General features: G+C 42.6%; 17 protein-coding genes and 1 other annotated feature. Of the genes, 7 read left to right on the forward strand and 10 right to left on the reverse strand.

Features of this window, described 5'->3' with window-relative positions; all coding sequences use genetic code 11:
* Positions 1-7: 7 nt before the first annotated feature.
* The 5 genes from AB1K89_RS15580 to AB1K89_RS15600 all read right to left on the reverse strand — a co-directional run bounded on the left by AB1K89_RS15580 (position 8) and on the right by AB1K89_RS15600 (position 5,786).
* Positions 8-814: a YitT family protein gene (locus AB1K89_RS15580; RefSeq protein ID WP_413055627.1), complete on the reverse strand. Its 807-nt coding sequence runs from the start codon at positions 812-814 to the stop codon at positions 8-10.
* Between the two features lie 70 nt (positions 815-884).
* Positions 885-1,136 (reverse strand) — a binding site (T-box leader).
* Between the two features lie 75 nt (positions 1,137-1,211).
* On the reverse strand, positions 1,212-2,336 hold the full coding sequence (locus AB1K89_RS15585) for an ABC transporter ATP-binding protein (RefSeq protein ID WP_413055628.1): 1,125 nt from the start codon (positions 2,334-2,336) through the stop codon (positions 1,212-1,214).
* A 38-nt stretch (positions 2,337-2,374) separates the two neighbouring features.
* Positions 2,375-3,280 (reverse strand): carbohydrate ABC transporter permease, encoded by a 906-nt coding sequence (locus AB1K89_RS15590; RefSeq protein WP_413055629.1) that lies wholly within the window; start codon positions 3,278-3,280, stop codon positions 2,375-2,377.
* On the reverse strand, positions 3,280-4,185 hold the full coding sequence (locus AB1K89_RS15595) for a carbohydrate ABC transporter permease (protein ID WP_413055630.1): 906 nt from the start codon (positions 4,183-4,185) through the stop codon (positions 3,280-3,282). Before AB1K89_RS15595 ends, AB1K89_RS15590 begins: the two co-directional genes overlap by 1 nt.
* A gap of 293 nt (positions 4,186-4,478) precedes the next feature.
* Positions 4,479-5,786: an ABC transporter substrate-binding protein gene (locus AB1K89_RS15600; RefSeq protein ID WP_413055631.1), complete on the reverse strand. Its 1,308-nt coding sequence runs from the start codon at positions 5,784-5,786 to the stop codon at positions 4,479-4,481.
* A gap of 311 nt (positions 5,787-6,097) precedes the next feature.
* Here AB1K89_RS15600 and yiaA point away from each other — a divergent pair, with 311 nt between their 5' ends.
* Together yiaA and helD are read left to right on the forward strand one after the other, a co-directional pair.
* Positions 6,098-6,568, forward strand: coding sequence for an inner membrane protein YiaA (yiaA, locus tag AB1K89_RS15605; RefSeq protein WP_252501612.1), 471 nt, complete (start codon positions 6,098-6,100; stop codon positions 6,566-6,568).
* 236 nt (positions 6,569-6,804) lie between these two features.
* Positions 6,805-9,141: an RNA polymerase recycling motor HelD gene (helD, locus tag AB1K89_RS15610; RefSeq protein WP_413055632.1), complete on the forward strand. Its 2,337-nt coding sequence runs from the start codon at positions 6,805-6,807 to the stop codon at positions 9,139-9,141.
* A gap of 96 nt (positions 9,142-9,237) precedes the next feature.
* Here the strand turns inward: helD and AB1K89_RS15615 are convergent, their stop codons facing one another.
* Positions 9,238-10,209, reverse strand: coding sequence for a DMT family transporter (locus AB1K89_RS15615; protein ID WP_413055633.1), 972 nt, complete (start codon positions 10,207-10,209; stop codon positions 9,238-9,240).
* A gap of 138 nt (positions 10,210-10,347) precedes the next feature.
* On the opposite strand from AB1K89_RS15615, the gene AB1K89_RS15620 reads away from it, so the two are divergent.
* Positions 10,348-11,226 carry a LysR family transcriptional regulator gene (locus tag AB1K89_RS15620; protein WP_413055634.1) on the forward strand — a complete coding sequence of 293 codons (879 nt, stop codon included), beginning with the start codon at positions 10,348-10,350 and terminating at the stop codon, positions 11,224-11,226.
* A gap of 61 nt (positions 11,227-11,287) precedes the next feature.
* Here AB1K89_RS15620 and AB1K89_RS15625 read toward each other — a convergent pair whose 3' ends face one another.
* Together AB1K89_RS15625 and AB1K89_RS15630 are read right to left on the reverse strand one after the other, a co-directional pair.
* The gene (locus tag AB1K89_RS15625; protein WP_413055635.1) at positions 11,288-11,704 is read right to left on the reverse strand and encodes a DoxX family protein; all 417 of its coding nucleotides are present in this window, start codon (positions 11,702-11,704) and stop codon (positions 11,288-11,290) included.
* A 37-nt stretch (positions 11,705-11,741) separates the two neighbouring features.
* Positions 11,742-12,836, reverse strand: a complete 1,095-nt coding sequence (locus AB1K89_RS15630; protein ID WP_413055636.1) for an LLM class flavin-dependent oxidoreductase — start codon at positions 12,834-12,836, stop codon at positions 11,742-11,744.
* Positions 12,837-13,011: 175 nt separating this feature from the next.
* Here AB1K89_RS15630 and AB1K89_RS15635 point away from each other — a divergent pair, with 175 nt between their 5' ends.
* From AB1K89_RS15635 to AB1K89_RS15650, 4 genes are all read left to right on the forward strand, one after another.
* Entirely contained in the window at positions 13,012-13,320 is a 309-nt protein-coding gene (locus tag AB1K89_RS15635; protein ID WP_413055637.1) for a winged helix-turn-helix transcriptional regulator, read from the forward strand.
* Positions 13,321-13,389: 69 nt separating this feature from the next.
* Positions 13,390-14,145 (forward strand): GTP cyclohydrolase II, encoded by a 756-nt coding sequence (locus AB1K89_RS15640; protein ID WP_413055638.1) that lies wholly within the window; start codon positions 13,390-13,392, stop codon positions 14,143-14,145.
* Positions 14,138-15,250 (forward strand): bifunctional diaminohydroxyphosphoribosylaminopyrimidine deaminase/5-amino-6-(5-phosphoribosylamino)uracil reductase RibD, encoded by a 1,113-nt coding sequence (ribD, locus tag AB1K89_RS15645; RefSeq protein WP_413055639.1) that lies wholly within the window; start codon positions 14,138-14,140, stop codon positions 15,248-15,250. Before AB1K89_RS15640 ends, ribD begins: the two co-directional genes overlap by 8 nt.
* 1 nt (position 15,251) lies before the next feature.
* Positions 15,252-15,824 (forward strand): 5' nucleotidase, NT5C type, encoded by a 573-nt coding sequence (locus AB1K89_RS15650; RefSeq protein ID WP_413055640.1) that lies wholly within the window; start codon positions 15,252-15,254, stop codon positions 15,822-15,824.
* A gap of 84 nt (positions 15,825-15,908) precedes the next feature.
* Here the strand turns inward: AB1K89_RS15650 and AB1K89_RS15655 are convergent, their stop codons facing one another.
* Together AB1K89_RS15655 and AB1K89_RS15660 are read right to left on the reverse strand one after the other, a co-directional pair.
* The gene (locus AB1K89_RS15655) at positions 15,909-16,202 is read right to left on the reverse strand and encodes an RNA polymerase alpha subunit C-terminal domain-containing protein (RefSeq protein WP_413055641.1); all 294 of its coding nucleotides are present in this window, start codon (positions 16,200-16,202) and stop codon (positions 15,909-15,911) included.
* Positions 16,203-16,274: 72 nt separating this feature from the next.
* Positions 16,275-17,654 (reverse strand): LLM class flavin-dependent oxidoreductase, encoded by a 1,380-nt coding sequence (locus AB1K89_RS15660; protein WP_413055642.1) that lies wholly within the window; start codon positions 17,652-17,654, stop codon positions 16,275-16,277.
* Position 17,655: the final 1 nt, after the last annotated feature.

Consider the following 17,655-nt stretch of genomic DNA (forward strand, 5'->3'; position numbering starts at 1 on the left):
AATCCTCCTAATTCTTAGCGAAAGCACCGTCAACTTCAACAGTCTCAAATATATTAATGAATGCAGTCTCATCATAGTCACGGACAATCTTTTTCACTTGTAACATTTCGTAACGTGTTACGACCGTCATTAAGATATGTTTCTTCTCTTGGGTGTAGCCACCATAACCCTCTGTAATCGTAATGCCCCGATAGATGGATTTCAATAAATCTTCCCGTATCGCCTCCCCTTTCGAAGTGACAATCTGCATCGTTAGTTTAATGTGATTCGTATGAATGCTATCAATCATTTTACCGGTCAAGTAAATAGACAATAGTGTGTATAAAGCGATATTCCAGTTGAAGGCAGCACCGGAAATAAGAACGATGATGCCATTCATACCCGTAAGAAGAAGTCCGATACTTACATTACTCGTTCGGGAAAGGATGATTGCAATAATATCCAAACCACCCGAAGTGCCGGAGTATTTTAATATAAAGCCAACACCAATCCCACTTATGACTCCTCCAAAGATCGTCGCCAATAAGATATTATCTGTCAAAGGGATAACTGGCAATATATATAAGAAAACGGAAAGTGACACAACACATATCAATGTATTGAAAGTAATCAGTCTTCCGAGTTTATAGTACCCTAAAATGAGCAAAGGCAAATTAAGCAAGAGATTCATTAGACCGATATCAAATGGAGTGATCAATCCGATTAAAATAGCTATCCCACTAATTCCACTACTTAGTATCCCATAAGGGACGAGAAAGAAATTGAAAGCAAATGCGACAATTAACGAACCTGCGACGACAACTAAATTTTTCACAACTATTGAACCTCCTTATTAATTTGTAACCTAACTCTTCATTTTTCCGCATAAAAAAACTCGCCCCTAAAGTAGGGACGAGTTTGTGCTCGCGATACCACCCATATTCCGCAAGTTCCCCTAAAGAAGAAAAAGTGCGGCGCTCAGTCAACGTACGATCATACGTGTTCCAGATAACGGTGGAAGTCCGGCAAAGCTTACTATTTTCAGCTTTACATCTCGGAGATGATTTTCGGATAAGACCTGTCCATCGACTTTCACCAAACGTCGACTCTCTAAAGAACAGCATTCTTCTCTTACTATTTCTCGTCACTGATTATTATTATTACAACTTAATCTAGCAGAGAGTGATTAGAAAAGTCAATACGCTTTAGTCATTTCATAATCTTTCGACCATTCAGCCAACTAGAACTACCGATTCGACAGGGCGGATTCTTCTACCGGTGTCTTGATCGAAAAAATGGGCGCAGTTCATTTCGAACGTCAAATAGACATCTTCACCAGGGGACACATTTGTCCGCGATTCGACTTCGGCAATCAATTCTTGTGTGCCGAGCATTGAATAAAGGAGTGTATCAGCCCCGGTCAGTTCGGAAACGATGATTTTGGACAGGATTGCATTCGCCCCTCCCGCCTCTTTTTCGCTCGTTTGCAGGTGGATATGCTCAGGACGGATTCCCATCGTCAATTCCTTACCTGTATAACCTTGTTCCCGCAAATACGCCATCTTCTCAGCGGGTATATTAATGCTGACAGTTTCCGTCACGAATTGGTCACCCTCAATTTTCCCATTAAAAAAATTCATGGAAGGAGAACCGATGAATCCGCCGACGAACGTGTTTTCCGGATTATCGTACACGTCTTTCGGCGTCCCGATCTGTTGGATGACGCCTTCTTTCATGATGATGATCCGGCTCGCCATCGTCATCGCTTCCGTCTGGTCATGCGTGACGTAAATCGATGTCGTCTTCAGCCGCTGATGCAGCTTTGCAATTTCCGCGCGCATTTGGAAGCGTAGCTTTGCATCAAGATTCGAAAGCGGTTCATCCATAAGGAACAGCTTGGCATCCCTGACGATTGATCGTCCGAGTGCGACACGTTGTCTCTGCCCGCCTGACAGCGCCTTCGGTTTCCGATGAAGCAGCTCCTCAAGCCCTAAAATTTCAGCCGCATCTTCTACACGCTTCTTTATTTCATCCTTTTTGAACTTCCTTATTTTCAATCCAAAAGCCATATTGTCATAGACTGTCATATGTGGGTAAAGCGCATAATTTTGGAAGACCATCGCGATATCCCTGCTTTTCGGAGGAACATCGTTCATCAGCTTCCCGTCGATGTAAAACTCGCCTGATGAAATCTCTTCCAATCCTGCGATCATCCGCAGGACGGTCGACTTGCCACACCCGGAAGGTCCGACGAGAACGATGAATTCACCGTCTTCCACGGTCAAATTGAAATCGGAGACAGCAGTCACCTTTTTGTCAAAGTGCTTATATACGTTTTTCAATACAATTTTCGACATGCGGATACCCTCTTTCGTTATTGATGAACAGTTGCAGCTCACTTCCCTCCTGACTGCAGGTTAATGCCTTGGATAAAGTACTTCTGGAAGAAGAAGAACAGGATAATGACCGGAAGGAGTACGAGGAGCGACCCCGCCATTAGATAGTTCCATTGTGTATTCATTTCCCCTTTGAACACTTGCAAGCCGAGCTGGAGCGTATAAAGGTTTTCATCGTTCAAGTAAAGGAGTGGTCCTAAAAAGTCGTTCCATGCGCCGTTGAATGAAAAGATCGCCACAGTCGCAAGTGCCGGTTTCGTAAGCGGAAGCCCGATTGTCCACCAAATACGGAAATGACTCGCCCCTTCCATTTTCGCAGCCTCAATGAGTTCGTTCGGAATCGTCATGTAAAACTGCCGCAATAGGAAGATGAAAAATGCACTTCCGAAAAAGGCGGGAACGACGAGCGGATAATATGTATTGATCCATTGCAATTTTGAAAACAGAACATATTGCGGAATGAGCGTTACAAAACCTGGAATCATCATCGTCGATAAGACGATAGCAAACAGGATATTCCTTCCCTTGAACGGAACTTTGGCAAAACCGTACGCGATGAAAGAGTTGACGAGGACACTGCCCATGACGACGAGTAGCGTAATTGTGATCGTATTAATCGCATACGTGTCGAATGGGGCTGCTTTCCACGTTTTGATATAGTTATCCCAATTCCATTCATGAGGGTAAAATGTCGGCGGATACGTCATCACTTCCGCCATCGATTTGAGGGAAGTGGAAATCATCCACCAGATTGGCGACAAGATGAGGAGGCTGCCTGCTGCAAGCAAGATGAAATTGATAAGCGACAACAGCTTCCTTTTCGTATGTATATTGTCGAAATATGCCGGATTTAAATTTGTTTTTTCATGCCTTTTCGACTCTTCGGTTTTAACGACTTCTTCCATCATCTCTCCTCCCCTTCGTAATGAACCCAGCGTGGCGCAAGCTTCAAATTGATGATCGTAATGATGAAAACGATGATGAAGAGGATCCATGACATCGCCATCGCATAGCCCATGTCGAACGCTTCGAACGCCTTCTTCCACATATACAAATTATAAAAGAGCATCGAATTCACCGGCCCGCCCTCTCCATTCGACATGACATATGCTTCCTGGAAAATTTGAAAGCCGCCTATCAGGCTTGTGACAATATCGAAGAAAATGACAGGCGTAATCATTGGAATTGTAATAAAACGGAATTGTTGCCAACTGCTCGCACCGTCAATTTTTGCAGCTTCATACAGCGACTTCGATACCCCTTGCATGCTTGCAAGGTATAGAAGCATTCCTCCCCCAACACTCCACATTTTCATGAAAATAAGTGCCGGCTTCGTCCAATCGGGATCAAATAGCCAATTCGGTCCTGGAATGCCGAACCATCCAAGTGCAGTGTTCACTAAACCGGTTCCTGGATCGAGCAGTTGCATCCAAAGGAGGTAAACCCCCACCCCGGAAAGCACTGCCGGCAAATAATAGATTGTCCTGAAGAAACGGATGCCCGGTACGTCTTGATTGAGCAATGCCGATAAAAAGATTGCTCCGGCAGTCGTTAACGGAATGGAAAACAGCACGTAATAGAATGTGTTATATAAGGATGTCCAAAACAGATTATCGGCAGCGAAAAGATTTTCATAGTTTTCAAATCCGATAAAATCCATCTGGGACGTAATATTGTAGTTGGTGAAACTTGCCGCAAAAGAAAAGATGAGCGGCCCTGCTGTGAAGGCGAGGAATCCGATAATCCAAGGAAGTATGAATACATACCCTTGCAGCCCTTCCATCCTTTTATAATTCAATTTTTTCCGCATTTGGTTCCCTCCCTTGCATCCAGTAAAACAGGGAGAGCTTCATTGCTCTCCCCATCAGAGTGTAGACAAAGTCGAACTTTGACTTTGTCCACACTCAATTTTAGGGATAAATACGATTAATAGACATATCCCTCAGCCTGATTGAAAACGCTTGTCATCCTAGGCGCGAAGTGGAGCGAAGACGCGAATAGAACTAAAGTTCATGAGCGGACGAGCGACACAAGCAACAACGGATGCGAGCGTTTGTCAACAGGCTGATGGGGAGAGCTTCATTGCTCTCCCCATACTTCCGTTCATTTGCTTTTCTCGACCAGTTTTTCAACGGATTGCTGTGCATCCTTCAATCCTTGTTCAACAGATTTTTTCCCGAGAAGAATCGAATCCAATTCAGGATTGATCAAGTTCACGAAATCCGGCGCGTGCACAGGCACAGGCGTCAGGAGAGTATTTTCCATATTATCGATTGCCATTTGGTAAACCACTTTGTCCCTGTCCGGCATCTCTTTGTTTTTCGCTGCTCTTTCGGCCGCTTCGATATTCGCGACGTTGTCAAAGTTTTTTACAGCCCAGTATTCCTGTGCTTCTACATCCGTCAAATGCTTTATGAATTCCCATGCTTCTTCCGGATGCTTCGACCCTTGTGGAATTTCAGCGACGAATCCGCCGCCCCAACTCGTATTGCCACTCCCCGGCTCACGTTCAGGCAGCATCGCTACTCCGAAATCAAGGTCCGGCGCATAGTCACGGATTTGCGTATAAAATGTCGGTGTGTTTACATACATCGCAAGCTTGCCATTGAAAAACGGATTCCCTTGCTGGCTATCGATTTGTGACTTGTAGGAATTAATCGTGTTGGCACCGTATTTTTCATGCCAATCCAATACCCATTCAAGCGTTTCCCGGTTCGCTTCCGTATCGATAATCGGAACGCCATCCTCATCAAAGAAGTTTTTCCCGTCCGAATTGAGCATCCACACATCCGAATTCACTCCCCAGAGCGGATAAAATCCGATCCGGTCATATGTATCTCCATTCTTCACATCAAGCTTTTCCGCGTACTCCCAAAGCTCGTCCCAAGTGGCAGGTGGCTTTTCCGGATCCAGTCCAGCCTCTTTGAACGCTGTTTTATTGTAAAAAAGGATTCTCGTGTCCGTATTGAATGGAATGCCGTATGAATCCCCTTCGTAAAGGGTCGCATTCCAAAGCTCCTCATAGAACCTTCCCGAAATATCATCCTTTTCAAGGAAATTCGATAGGTTCATCGCCTGGTTCTTCTGTCCGCGGAGCGCTGTCGCATTAATATCGTTTATGACGACATCGGGCGGATTTTTTGCCGCGATTGCCGCCAGCTCCTTCGTCCAAATGTCTCCCCAAGGAACGAATGTATGCTTCACTTCAATCTTGTCTTGCGATTTGTTGAAATCCTCTACGATTTTATCAATGACCGGACGCCTGATTTCAGACCCCCAAAAACTCCAAAAATCGATGACGACTTTATCCCCGCTATCTGCGCTAGTGCTGTCGCCTGTCTTGAAACCGGCACATCCCGACAGGACAAGCAGCATGGCAAAAAACAATGGAATAAGTTTTTTCCTGAACACTTTCTCATCCCCTCCTAAAAAATATGAAGAAATCCATACTATTTCCTTCCTACCTATCTACTTACCCAGTTAGCCTAACTATAAACCTATTAAAATAAAATTATTGTAAATTGTATCATTATATTCTCCACCTATTGCTTCGTAATTGTGAAGAAGTGATTATGCTTCAGGTGTGTCCGTAACATCGAAACAGTCATTTAAACCTATCTGGTGAATAACATAGTAGTAATCAGGATGAGAGCATTGGAAAAAAATGTTGCTGATTTAAATACGTTTGGATATGATAATTCTAAAGGGATGGTGAATTTTCAATGAAAAATGATATTGAAGATTTATTCGACAGGGAGAATCGAAGTGAACCAAAGATGAAAGTGGAAAGAAAAGATGGGGAGCCAACTGCCGCTTTCAAAGGGGCTTCCTGGGCAGCGCTGTTAATCGGGGCCTCGGCTTATCTAATAGGTTTGTTCAACGCAACAATGGAGCTGAATGAAAAGGGGTATTACTTTGCAATTCTAATATTCGGTCTCTATTCATCTGTATCATTGCAAAAAGCAGTCAGAGATAAAGATGAGGGAATTCCCGTAACGAATATTTACTACGGCATTAGCTGGCTTGCACTTCTTATTTCGATATTACTCATGGGCATCGGTCTGTACAATGCAGGGAGCATCGTTTTAAGTGAAAAAGGGTTTTACGGCATGGCTTTTGTTCTAAGTGTATTTGCAGCAATTACTGTTCAGAAAAACATTAGGGACACACAGAAAGCAAGAGAGATGGATTGAGTTCTAATTTAAATTTAAATAAAGCATAACCCCGTTCTCCATGCAGAACGGGGTTATGCTTTATTATTTTTATCGTTTCATCGCTCAAAATGGCATTGAATATCATGAGATCTTATGGTAAATTTATAAGGATAGACTTTGTATGATTAAATGAATATATTATCCCTACTTTAATTATACAACACAACTTATTCGTCAGTCAACCCTTTTACTCATTTTTTTAAGGAGTGTGTGCTATGAAATCAACTTTTCAGCAGGAACAGCAACGAGTAGACAAGGTAGTGGAAGTCATTACGGGACGAATTTGTAAATTGGAGGAAGAAACGACCCGGCAGCGGAATGAGGTCGTTACTATTCGCAGACATTTTTGGGATGAGGTCAAGGTCAATGTGGATACGTTTGACGATTATCTTGAAACGATTATCGGTCTAAGGCAAGAAGCGCAAGCATTGGCAGTCAGCCAGACCACTCATCGACACGCGTCCAAAAGGTTGTCAACGTTGCGACGGATGAAGGAAGTGCCCTATTTCGGGCGAATTGATTTCATAGAGGAAGGCGATTCAACTGCAGAACAAATCTATATCGGAATTTCAACGCTATCTGATGACAGTGGGGAAGATTTCCTGATCTACGACTGGAGGGCTCCGATTTCGAGTGTCTATTACGATTATCAGCCCGGTGGCGCCTCTTATGCAACACCCGGTGGCATTATCAGTGGAAAACTGGAGAAGAAGTGGCAGTATTTGATTCGCGGCGGTGTTCTTCAATCGATGTTCGATACGAGCGTCACAATCGGCGATGAAATCTTACAAATCGTATTGGGCAAAGGTACCGACAAGCATATGCACAGCATCGTTGCGACGATTCAGCAGGAGCAAAACCGGATCATCCGCCACGACAGTGGAAAGCTTCTAATCGTTCACGGAGCAGCTGGCAGCGGAAAGACGTCAGCCGCCTTGCAGCGAATCGCTTATTTGCTATACAAATACCGGGATAGCTTGAAAGCCGATCAAATTATACTATTTTCACCGAATACGCTGTTTAACAGCTATGTGTCCAATGTACTGCCGGAGCTCGGTGAAGAGAATATGCAGCAAGTGACATTTCAGGAATACTTGAATCATCGGTTAAGCAGGAACTATCAAGTTGAGAACCCTTACGATCAATTGGAATACGTTTTAACCGCAGCGGACTCCCCTTCCTATCAATCGAGGATTGAAAGCATCCGCTTCAAAGCATCACCACTTTTCTTCAGTGCAATCGAATCGTATAGAGAGTCGTTAGTGGTTTCCGGAATGCTGTTCAAAGACTTGCGCTTCAGAGGAAAGCCGATTGTGACTGCCGAAAGAATGGCTGAAAGGTTTTATAGCACCGACATATCACTTCGCTTCCATAACCGACTTGAAAAGTTGAAAGATTGGCTGCTGAAGAGAATAAATGAAATACAAAAGGCTGAGTGGGATGAACCGTGGGTGCAGGAGAGAATCGAGCTGCTTAGCGACGAGGAATACAATAAGGCACATGCGCACTTAGCGAAAAAGCATGGCTTTACGAGAGAAGCGAGCGCGGATTATGAGATGGAGCCGAAAGAGCTTTCCAAATTGATCGTGCAACAGAGACTTAGGCCTTTACGTAAACAAGTCCGCGCATTCGAGTTCATCGACGTCAAGGGGATCTATAAGCAGCTTTTTGCTGATCATTTGGAAATCAAAAAATGGATGACTGAGGACACACCAGCCGAATGGCCGGCTATCTGTCAAGCAACGCTCATCATGTTAGATGAAGATCGACTGTCTTATGAGGACGCTACCCCATTTCTACTTTTGAACGAGCTCATCCAAGGCTTCCAGGCGAATCGAACAATTAAACATATCGTCGTAGACGAGGCGCAAGATTATTCACCTTTCCAATTCGAGTTTTTGAGACGTTTGTTTCCATCGGCAAAAATGACTGTGTTAGGAGACTTTAATCAGGCGATATTCGCCCATGCGAGCGAAACGGTTGATTTTGACATGCTTACAAGCCTGTACGGACCCGATGAAACAGAAGTGATCAATATGGCAAGAAGCTACCGTTCCACAAAGCCGATCATCGATTTCACTCGACAATTAGTACCCAATGGCGAGCAGATCATCCCTTTTGATCGAGAAGGAGAGCTGCCTGTGCTGAAGCATGTGGCTGATTACGCAGAGCTTCACCGCTGTATCGCCTACAAAGTAGCAGATTTTCAAGCCGCCGGATACAACACAATTGCAATCATATGCAAATCAGCCGAGGAAAGCAGAATTGCATATGAAGCCTTGTCTACCATCGACGACATTAAACTGTTGAGAATCGGTTCAATGGAGTATGAGCAAGGAGTTGTCGTCGTGCCTTCGTATTTGGCTAAAGGCATCGAATTTGACGCGGTCATCATTTACGATGCATCTGAGCATGTTTATGGGACAGAGAACCTTCGTAGAATTTTTTACACAGCGTGCACAAGGGCAATGCATGATTTGCAATTGTATAGCGTCGGAGAACCGACTCCGTTATTACAAAACGTTTCGGAGGAAAGTCTCACCCGAGCATAATGTAATTGGCTGTAAACAAGCAGCATTATGTAAATTTCGGGGGCTGTCCAGAAAGCCAGTGATAACTGATTTTCTGAGACAGCCCCTTCGTCATGCTTATGTTTCTAGTACTCTTCCTTTGAACTGCTTTTTCGGTTCCCTTCTATCCTGATGTAGCCTAATGAAAACATTGTTTAGTAGCAAGGACATGATAATGAAAATTGTACCTATATAATCATAAGCGGTGATGCTTACACCTTGAAGTATTTGAATGACTAACGTCGTAACGGGTACAAAGTTAAGAAATAATAATCCATTTAACGGTGTAATGACACTCACACCATAATTCCATCCCACTAGCGCAATAACACCCGGGAAAATTACCATAAAAGCGATATGAGGGCTCGTAACGACCATCGTTTCAACGGTTGGAAACGAGACAAATCCGGTAAGCGTAGCACCGAAAACGACAATCGCTGCGGTAGCTGTTCCGAGCAAACAGCTTAACGTAGAATAACGCAATGCAGACCAACCATCGTTACTAAATCGACTTCCACCCATCGTGTACACAACCCACCCAACAACTGCGATAAAGATCAATAAAGATGGAATGATGGCATTTGACGCTGTGAAAAAGGCACCCAAATCGCCTTTTGTGACAACTAACGATGCGCCGACAAACCCAAGAAACACACAAAACATCGTAAATGCATGAGGACGTTGCCTTATAAACACCCAAGCAATAATGATGGATATCATAGGCATCAACGATTCCATAATGGAAGCGATCATTGTACCTGGATTGCCCAATAAGTCCTGTCCCCAGAAAACGAGCAAATTATAAACCGTAAAGGCCATCGTTCCAAAAAACCAGAGGTGCCGGCCTTTTCCTTCAAAGCGGAAAGCTTTCTTACCTTCCTTCCATAGAAGCCACACAACTAAAATCATCGTTACAAAGCCATAACGAAAAAGCGTAAAATAAAAAGGGTCTATATGGTGAAATGCATGATTCGCAACCGGAAACATTGCTCCCCAGGATATTGCGGAAATCAAGCATAAAATAGCGCCCCATAATACGTTGTTCTTCAAGAATTTCTGTCCCCTTCTATTATCTACTCTCTATTCATTAAATCACAGGCTCGGTATCTCTCAAAATGAACATTATTGATGTCTACTATCTCAATTGGTGATACCATAGAAAAAGAGTCAGTTAGATGGAGTGATCAAATGGAATTCAAGGATCTGAAGATTTTTCAAATGGTTGCACAAAAAGGTACGATTACCGAAGCTGCAAAAGAACTAAGTTATGTCCAATCCAATATCACCTCAAGAATTAAAAAGCTTGAGGCTGAAATGAATACGGCTCTCTTCAACCGTCACAATCGTGGGATGACACTAACACCTGAAGGCAAAAAACTGCTTGTCTATTCCGAGAAGATATTAGCGTTAACAACTGAAATGAAGAAAGTTGTTCAAAGTAAAACGGAACCTGCAGGCAAGCTTGAAATCGGAACCGTTGAAACAGTTATTAAATTACCTGTTATTTTATCTTCCTATAGCAAAAAATATAAAAACGTCGACTTATCACTTCTCACAGGTGTGACCGATCAACTCCAAAACGATGTGTTACACCATCGTTTGGACGGTGCATTCGTGACAGAAATTCAGCAACATCCTGAACTCGTTTCTCATAACGTTTTCCAGGAAGAACTTGTCTTACTATCAGATAAGACGAAAACGTCACTTGAGCAAATAAAAGAGGAGCCAATTCTTTGCTTTAGCGAAGGATGCGGCTACCGGGCAAGACTCGCAAGATGGTATAAAGATCAAAATATAACACCACAAAAACTGATGGAGTTTGGCACCTTAGAAACAATATTGGGGAGTGTGACGATGGGGCTTGGCATTACGTTCGTCCCAAAATCAGCCGTTTCCCATTTGGAAGAAAGAGGACTCGTCAACTGCCACTACTTGCCTGAGAAGTATAGTAAAGTCAACACCGTATTCATTAGACGAAAGGATGCCTATTTAACTTCTACACTTGAAAAGTTTATCGAAACGTTTGAACAGATCGAAGGCGAACCAGCTTATCCGCTAGCGTATTAATCGATGTATAGTAAAAGCCTAATTTCTCTTGTGCAAGTGAGAAATTAGGCTTTAGTTGTTTTTATGCGCTAATCTTTTCTTTTGCGGAACCGAAAAGTTTGTTTTCTAAAGCAAACAATTGGCTTCCACTAATCAATAATACAACTGCGATTGCTAATAAAGCTATATCCAATTCATAACCGGCAGTTTCAGCACCCATGAAGCCTATAGACAATTTTGCTGTAAAGATAGCCCCAAGCATGACAATTGCAATCATTGCCGAGAATAGTCTAGTTCCAATACCCAAAATTAATGCAAGCCCTCCAACCAGTTCGATAAAAGCAACCACATAACCTAGGAAACCTATAATGCCTATACTTTCGAACCAACCTGCTACATTCCCTAGGCCCATTTGGAATTTTGCAACTCCATGAAATAAGAAAGTAATCCCTAAAACGACCCGAAGAATCAATAAACTCCATTCATACTTTTTCATCATTATTCATATTCCCTCACTTATCATTTTTTGTTTTTTCTTAAACGCCTACTAATACGTTGTCTTTCCTTGTTGCTTCCCTAACGACCGGTGCCACTTCTGTCGCTAATAATTCAATGCTCTTCGCCACTTTTCCAAACGGCAAACCACCTATATCCAGCTGCGCCATAAAGCGCCTGTGTCCAAAAAGTTCATGTTGATGAAGGATCTTTTCAACAATTTGTTGAGGGCTGCCTACGAACAAAGCAGTGTCAGAAGCCGCCACTTTTTCAAATTCGAATCGTGACATCTTTCCCTCTCCATGTCCGAGCTGCTGACTTACGATTGACTTATAGTTCGAATAATAAGGATAGAACTCTTCTTTTGCTTGTTGAGTTGTTTCGGAAATATATCCATGACCCGTTACACCAACTTTAAGATCTTCCAAAGCATGTCCAGCCCGGATGCCAGCTTCACGGTATACATCAACCAATGGTTTAAATCGATCAGGTTCACCACCTAGGATCGCCATTGCCATTCCGGCACCGAGTCTGCCTGCACGGGATGCACTACTCGGAGTCCCTCCAACACCAATCCACACAGGTAACTTCTCCTGTAGTGGACGAGGTGCAATATCCGCATTCCTTAATGACGAGCGGAATTGACCATCCCATGTGAGCTTCTCGTTTTCGTTAAGCTTCAGCAGTAATTCGATGTTTTCCGAGAATAAGGCAGCGGAGTCATCAGTGTCATAACCAAAGAGCGGGAATGATTCAACAAACGCACCACGCCCCGTAATAATTTCTGCACGTCCATCTGATAGCAAATCCAATGTTGCAAAGTCTTCAAATAAACGAACTGGATCTATCGTACTTAGAACTGACGTAGCGCTCGTCAATTTGATTTGCTTCGTCATTTGAGCGATTGCGGCCAAGACGACAGATGGTGATGTGATGGCATAATCCAATCGATGATGTTCCCCTACTCCGAAAATATCCAGTCCAGCCTCGTCAGCGAGTTTAGCCGCTTCCGTAATTTCCTTCATTCTTTGCCTAGCACTAATTGTTTTACCGCTAACCGGATCCGGCACCATATCTCCTAGTGTATAAAGGCCGATTTCAAACCCTGTATTCGCAAATCCTTCTTCGTTTCTCATAAGATCATGATCCCCACCTAAGATGTCAGTTTAAATAGTAATGAGTTTCGATTATTAGTTACTTTATGTAAGTGAGTGTATTATCGTAATAAGTATTAGTCAAGTAACTAATTTACAAAAACATATTTAATTATTTATCGTTATGAGCTATACTATAATTAGGGAGCTGATTACATTGGATACATCGATTTGTCCTAGGTTTGAAAAATCAATGGAGTTATTGGGTCAAAGGTGGATGGGGTTAATTATTTACAAGCTATTAGAGGGACCGCAACGCTTTTGCAGTATCGAATCCACAATCGGCGTAAGTGGCAGAGTCTTATCGGAGAGGTTAAAAATTCTTGAACACCAAGGTGTTGTGCTTAGAGAAGTCTTTCCGGAGACACCGGTTCGAATCGAATATTCATTAACAGATAAAGGGTTCGCCCTCCAACCTCTTATACGGGAATTGGAAAAATGGTCACAAAATTGGATGGACGCATAACATTTCCCTTTTCATGCGATAGAAACTTCAGATTCTACGTTAACTAATTTATATAAAAGGAATGATTTTATGGTACATGTAAAACTAGAAGCAACAGTTGTTGATATTTTAAAGGAAAAAATCCAATTGATTGAAACAGATAAAGGTGCCACCTATTTGGTCGGCCCCATTCAACTGCCCGTGAATCTTTATGGAGAAACGGTTATTTTTCAATGGTATTGCTGGCTGAATCAATGTGAAGTGACGAATGATTTTCAAGAGATTATTGACCGCCTGTCTTCTGCTAATCTTGCAGAGCATCAACAATCGAGCGTGCTTGTATATGGCGATTTTAAAAATGCAGATGATGCGCAAATCCGGATGCACTCGATTTGTCATACCGGCGATATCTTTGGAAGTAAAAGATGCGACTGCGGTTATCAATTAAAGCAATCGATGAAAAATATTGTAGAACATGGGACGGGAGCTTTGTTTTACTTGGCCAATCATGAAGGCCGTGGGATCGGTTTGTTCAGCAAGGCAATGGCCTATGTGCTTCAGGAGAATGGTTACGATACAGTAGAAGCAAATGAAGGGCTTGGCTTTGTCGATGATTCGAGAAATTACGAAGATGCCATGCATGTATTAAAAGCATTACGCACTAAGCCTGTTACACTGATGACGAATAATCCGAAGAAAGTGGAAGCGATGCGAAACGCCGGTCTTCCGATTTCGGGGAGAGAGCCTTTATGGGGCGATAAATCCGAGTTCAATGAAAAATACTTGCAAACAAAAATCAATCGCTCTGGCCATTTAGGTGAAGAAGGTGCTCATCCGAATGACTAACCATGAATTTTATATGAATTTGGCTCTGCAAAATGCCCAGGCAATGAAGGGCCAAACCGATCCAAATCCACTTGTAGGATCGGTCATTGTGAATGAAAATCGAATCGTAGGGATAGGTACGCATTTGAAAGCTGGTGATCCGCATGCTGAAATTCATGCGATTCGGATGGCTGGTGAACAAGCGCATGGGGGAACAATTTACGTCACCCTTGAGCCATGCTCTCATTATGGACGTACCGGCCCTTGTGCAGTAGCGATTGTTGAAGCGGGGATTAAAACAGTCGTCATTGCAACATTGGATCCAAATCCAGTTGTAGCTGGCAACGGTGTTCAAATATTGAAAGACGCAGGAATTGAAGTTGTCATCGGTGTATTGGAAGAGCAATCCCGACAGATGAATGAAGTGTTTAATAAATTCATCGTCGAACAGAGGCCCTTTATAACGATGAAAGCAGGAAGCACATTGGACGGGAAAATTGCTACGCATACAGCTGACAGTAAATGGATTACGTCTGCCGAAGCAAGACACGATGTACACGTATTAAGAAATCAAAACATGGCCATTTTAGTCGGTGTCAATACAGTCATCGAGGATGATCCCGAATTGACGACAAGGATTCCAAATGGTCGGAATCCGATTCGCGTTATTTTAGATTCCTCTTTACGCACTCCACTTAATTCGAAAATCGTGACAGATGGGCAGGCGGAAACATGGATTTTCACTGCAAAAACGTATAATGAAGAGGCAAAGAAACAGTTGGAGGAACGGGGAATTTTGATTTTCCACACTTCAGGCAATCGCCAAGTCGATCCACAAGATGTCGTTCGGATACTCGGTGAAAAACTCGTTTCTTCCGTTTTAATTGAAGGCGGAGGTTCGATTCACGCTGCTTTCCTTGAGAAGCAGCTCGTCGACAAAGTAGAGATTTATATCGCGCCAAAACTAGTTGGAGGCACACAAGCACCGACATTCCTTGAAGGTGCAGGTGTCGAACTAATGCGTGATGCTGTGGAATTGGAGAATCTCAGCATTACTCAAATCGGAAAAGATTTTAAGTTTACAGGCTATCCAAAATATATAACTACACAAACTGAGGGTAATTAATATGAAATTTGGTTTTGATATCGATGATACGTTAATTAATTTAAGAGAACATGCTTTTCATATATACAATAAGAAACTGAATCAGAATGTGGATATAGAACTTTTTCACACTTTGGACAAAGTTGAAATCCACGAGCTCTTTGGCATGACAGCTGAAGAAGGTGGCAAGATGTGGAACGGTTCGTTAGAAGAAATTTATTTCACGTCTTGCCCTACCTATCCTGACGCAGTTGAAACGTTGCAAAAACTGGAGAACGACGGCCATGAAATCTATTATATTACCGCAAGGCCGAAAGAACATGGTGAGCGAACAATGGAATGGATGATTGAACAAGGTTTCCCAGTCCACAAAGATCGATTTTTTTACGGGATGAATGATGAGGACAAGGTTCACATTATTAAAGAGTTGGAACTCGACTATTATTTTGATGACAAGCCTGCCGTTCTTGAAACATTGGGTGATTGTAAAGTAAATCTGTTCGCGAAAACTCAATCTTATAATCAACATTTGGATATTCCACGAATTGCGAACTGGTCTGAACTATTCGATTTACTGCTTAAAGAGAAGAAGTAAGGTGCCTCTGCTTAATACTCATCAAAAGAGCAAATCTTTTCGAGAAAAAATCCGACTGAGCGTTGACCTACTCAGTCGGATTTTCTACTTTTTAAATGATAACCCGTTTGTCTCTAAAGCTTCTCTTAGCTTTGGTAAAGAAGCTGGTCCCATACCGTGAAATCGCAAAATCTCTTTCTCACTAAATGCCGATAACTGTTGCAAAGAAGTGATCCCGTTGTTTTCCAACGCTCGTCTTGCCGGTGCTGATAATGATGAAAGGAATCCATTATCAGGTTTGCGTTCCTGCTCACATATCGGACATGTCGGGCAGTCGCTACTTTTATAGTAGTTATGCCCTTTACTACAAGTCCTTAGAGTTTTATTTGAAGTCGTCATTGGTACTATCTCCTTTTTAAACAAAAACAGTTTTCAACTTATGTTAACATCTTACATTATGTTTACTGACATTCAATATTGTGTGATTAGTTCTCCAACCACTTGTTTTCGTGCTTGTTTAGCAGGATGGTCTTCTTTCAATTGATCACGGCCAAATAAGTTATTTCGGAATGTACCCTCTTCATATTCTGTTCTCACTAAACCTCGCTCTTGTAAAACCGGAACGACTAGCTCAACGAAGTCTTCGAAGGAGCCTGGTGTAATTGAATAAACAATATTAAACCCATCGATATCGGCATAGTCCATCCATTCCTCTAATTTGTCTGCAATTTGTTCAGGGTCCCCGACAATTAGTTCACCAAGACCGCCAAGTGCAACTTTTTCAGCAATTTCATTCACAGTCATTCCCGCAAAGCCTTGTAAGATTGATCGCATTGCGTCATTTTCAATATACTCCACCTTTTGAGTTGGATCTAATTCTGCTAAATCAATCCCTGTCCAGCCGCTCACTAATGCAAGTGCTCCTTCATGATCGATATACTGCTGATAATCTTCAAGCTTTGCTTCCGCTTCTTCTACCGTCGGGGCGACAATTGGCGTAACGGTCGTCAGCACTTTAACATCATCCGCAGGTCTTCCGGACTTTAAAACATCTTCCCTAAACGTTGAAACGATGTTTTTCGTTTTCTCTAAAGACGGGGATGATACAAAAACAAGTTCAGCATGATCTGCTGCAAATGCACGTCCCCTTGAGGAGGCGCCAGCTTGAAATATAACCGGTGTTCGTTGTGGTGATGGCTCACATATATGGTTGCCCGGAACTTGAAAGTACTTGCCGTCATGGTTAATATCGTGAACTTTGGAAGGATCCGTATAAACTCCTTTTTCTTTATCGATTACTACCGCATCATCTTCCCAACTTGCTTCCCATAGCTTATAGACCACTTCCATGTATTCATCCGCCCGCTCGTACCGCTCATCATGCGAGGTCTGAGTATCCAAACCAATGTTTTTTGCAGCACTGTTTAAATAAGACGTAACAACATTCCAACCAATTCTTCCTTTCGTTAAATGATCTAATGTCGACATTTTTCGAGCAAATGTATACGGGTGATCATACGTGGTCGAAGCAGTTAATCCGAACCCAAGATATTTAGTTACAGATGCCATGATGGGAACAATAAAAGCTGGATCATTGGCCGGCACTTGCATACCTGACCTAATTGCTGGATCCCTTGAACCTTTATATACATCGTAAACACCTAATACATCTGCTATGAATACTGCGTCAAAGTTACCTTTTTCCAAAACTTTCGCAAGATGCGTCCAATATTCAATGTCTTTATAGCCGGGTGTATTGTCATCGGGATGTCTCCATAGTGCGTGCGACTGAAACGCTGCACAACTCATTTCAAAAGCATTTAAATACATTCTTTTTTTAGTTTTACTCATT

This window comes from Sporosarcina pasadenensis (assembly GCF_047228845.1).
GTDB lineage: Bacteria > Bacillota > Bacilli > Bacillales_A > Planococcaceae > Sporosarcina.

Excerpts from the sequence above, each read along its gene's own strand:
- AB1K89_RS15650 (WP_413055640.1), top strand. The coding sequence starts at position 15,252 with ATGAAATTTGGTTTTGATATCGATGATACGTTAATTAATTTAAGAGAA.
- helD (WP_413055632.1), top strand. The coding sequence starts at position 6,805 with ATGAAATCAACTTTTCAGCAGGAACAGCAACGAGTAGACAAGGTAGTG.
- AB1K89_RS15660 (WP_413055642.1), bottom strand. The coding sequence starts at position 17,654 with ATGAGTAAAACTAAAAAAAGAATGTATTTAAATGCTTTTGAAATGAGT.
- ribD (WP_413055639.1), top strand. The coding sequence starts at position 14,138 with ATGACTAACCATGAATTTTATATGAATTTGGCTCTGCAAAATGCCCAG.
- AB1K89_RS15625 (WP_413055635.1), bottom strand. The coding sequence starts at position 11,704 with ATGATGAAAAAGTATGAATGGAGTTTATTGATTCTTCGGGTCGTTTTA.
- AB1K89_RS15595 (WP_413055630.1), bottom strand. The coding sequence starts at position 4,185 with ATGCGGAAAAAATTGAATTATAAAAGGATGGAAGGGCTGCAAGGGTAT.
- AB1K89_RS15590 (WP_413055629.1), bottom strand. The coding sequence starts at position 3,280 with ATGGAAGAAGTCGTTAAAACCGAAGAGTCGAAAAGGCATGAAAAAACA.
- AB1K89_RS15655 (WP_413055641.1), bottom strand. The coding sequence starts at position 16,202 with ATGACGACTTCAAATAAAACTCTAAGGACTTGTAGTAAAGGGCATAAC.
- AB1K89_RS15630 (WP_413055636.1), bottom strand. The coding sequence starts at position 12,836 with ATGAGAAACGAAGAAGGATTTGCGAATACAGGGTTTGAAATCGGCCTT.
- AB1K89_RS15640 (WP_413055638.1), top strand. The coding sequence starts at position 13,390 with ATGGTACATGTAAAACTAGAAGCAACAGTTGTTGATATTTTAAAGGAA.
- AB1K89_RS15620 (WP_413055634.1), top strand. The coding sequence starts at position 10,348 with ATGGAATTCAAGGATCTGAAGATTTTTCAAATGGTTGCACAAAAAGGT.
- yiaA (WP_252501612.1), top strand. The coding sequence starts at position 6,098 with ATGAAAAATGATATTGAAGATTTATTCGACAGGGAGAATCGAAGTGAA.
- AB1K89_RS15585 (WP_413055628.1), bottom strand. The coding sequence starts at position 2,336 with ATGTCGAAAATTGTATTGAAAAACGTATATAAGCACTTTGACAAAAAG.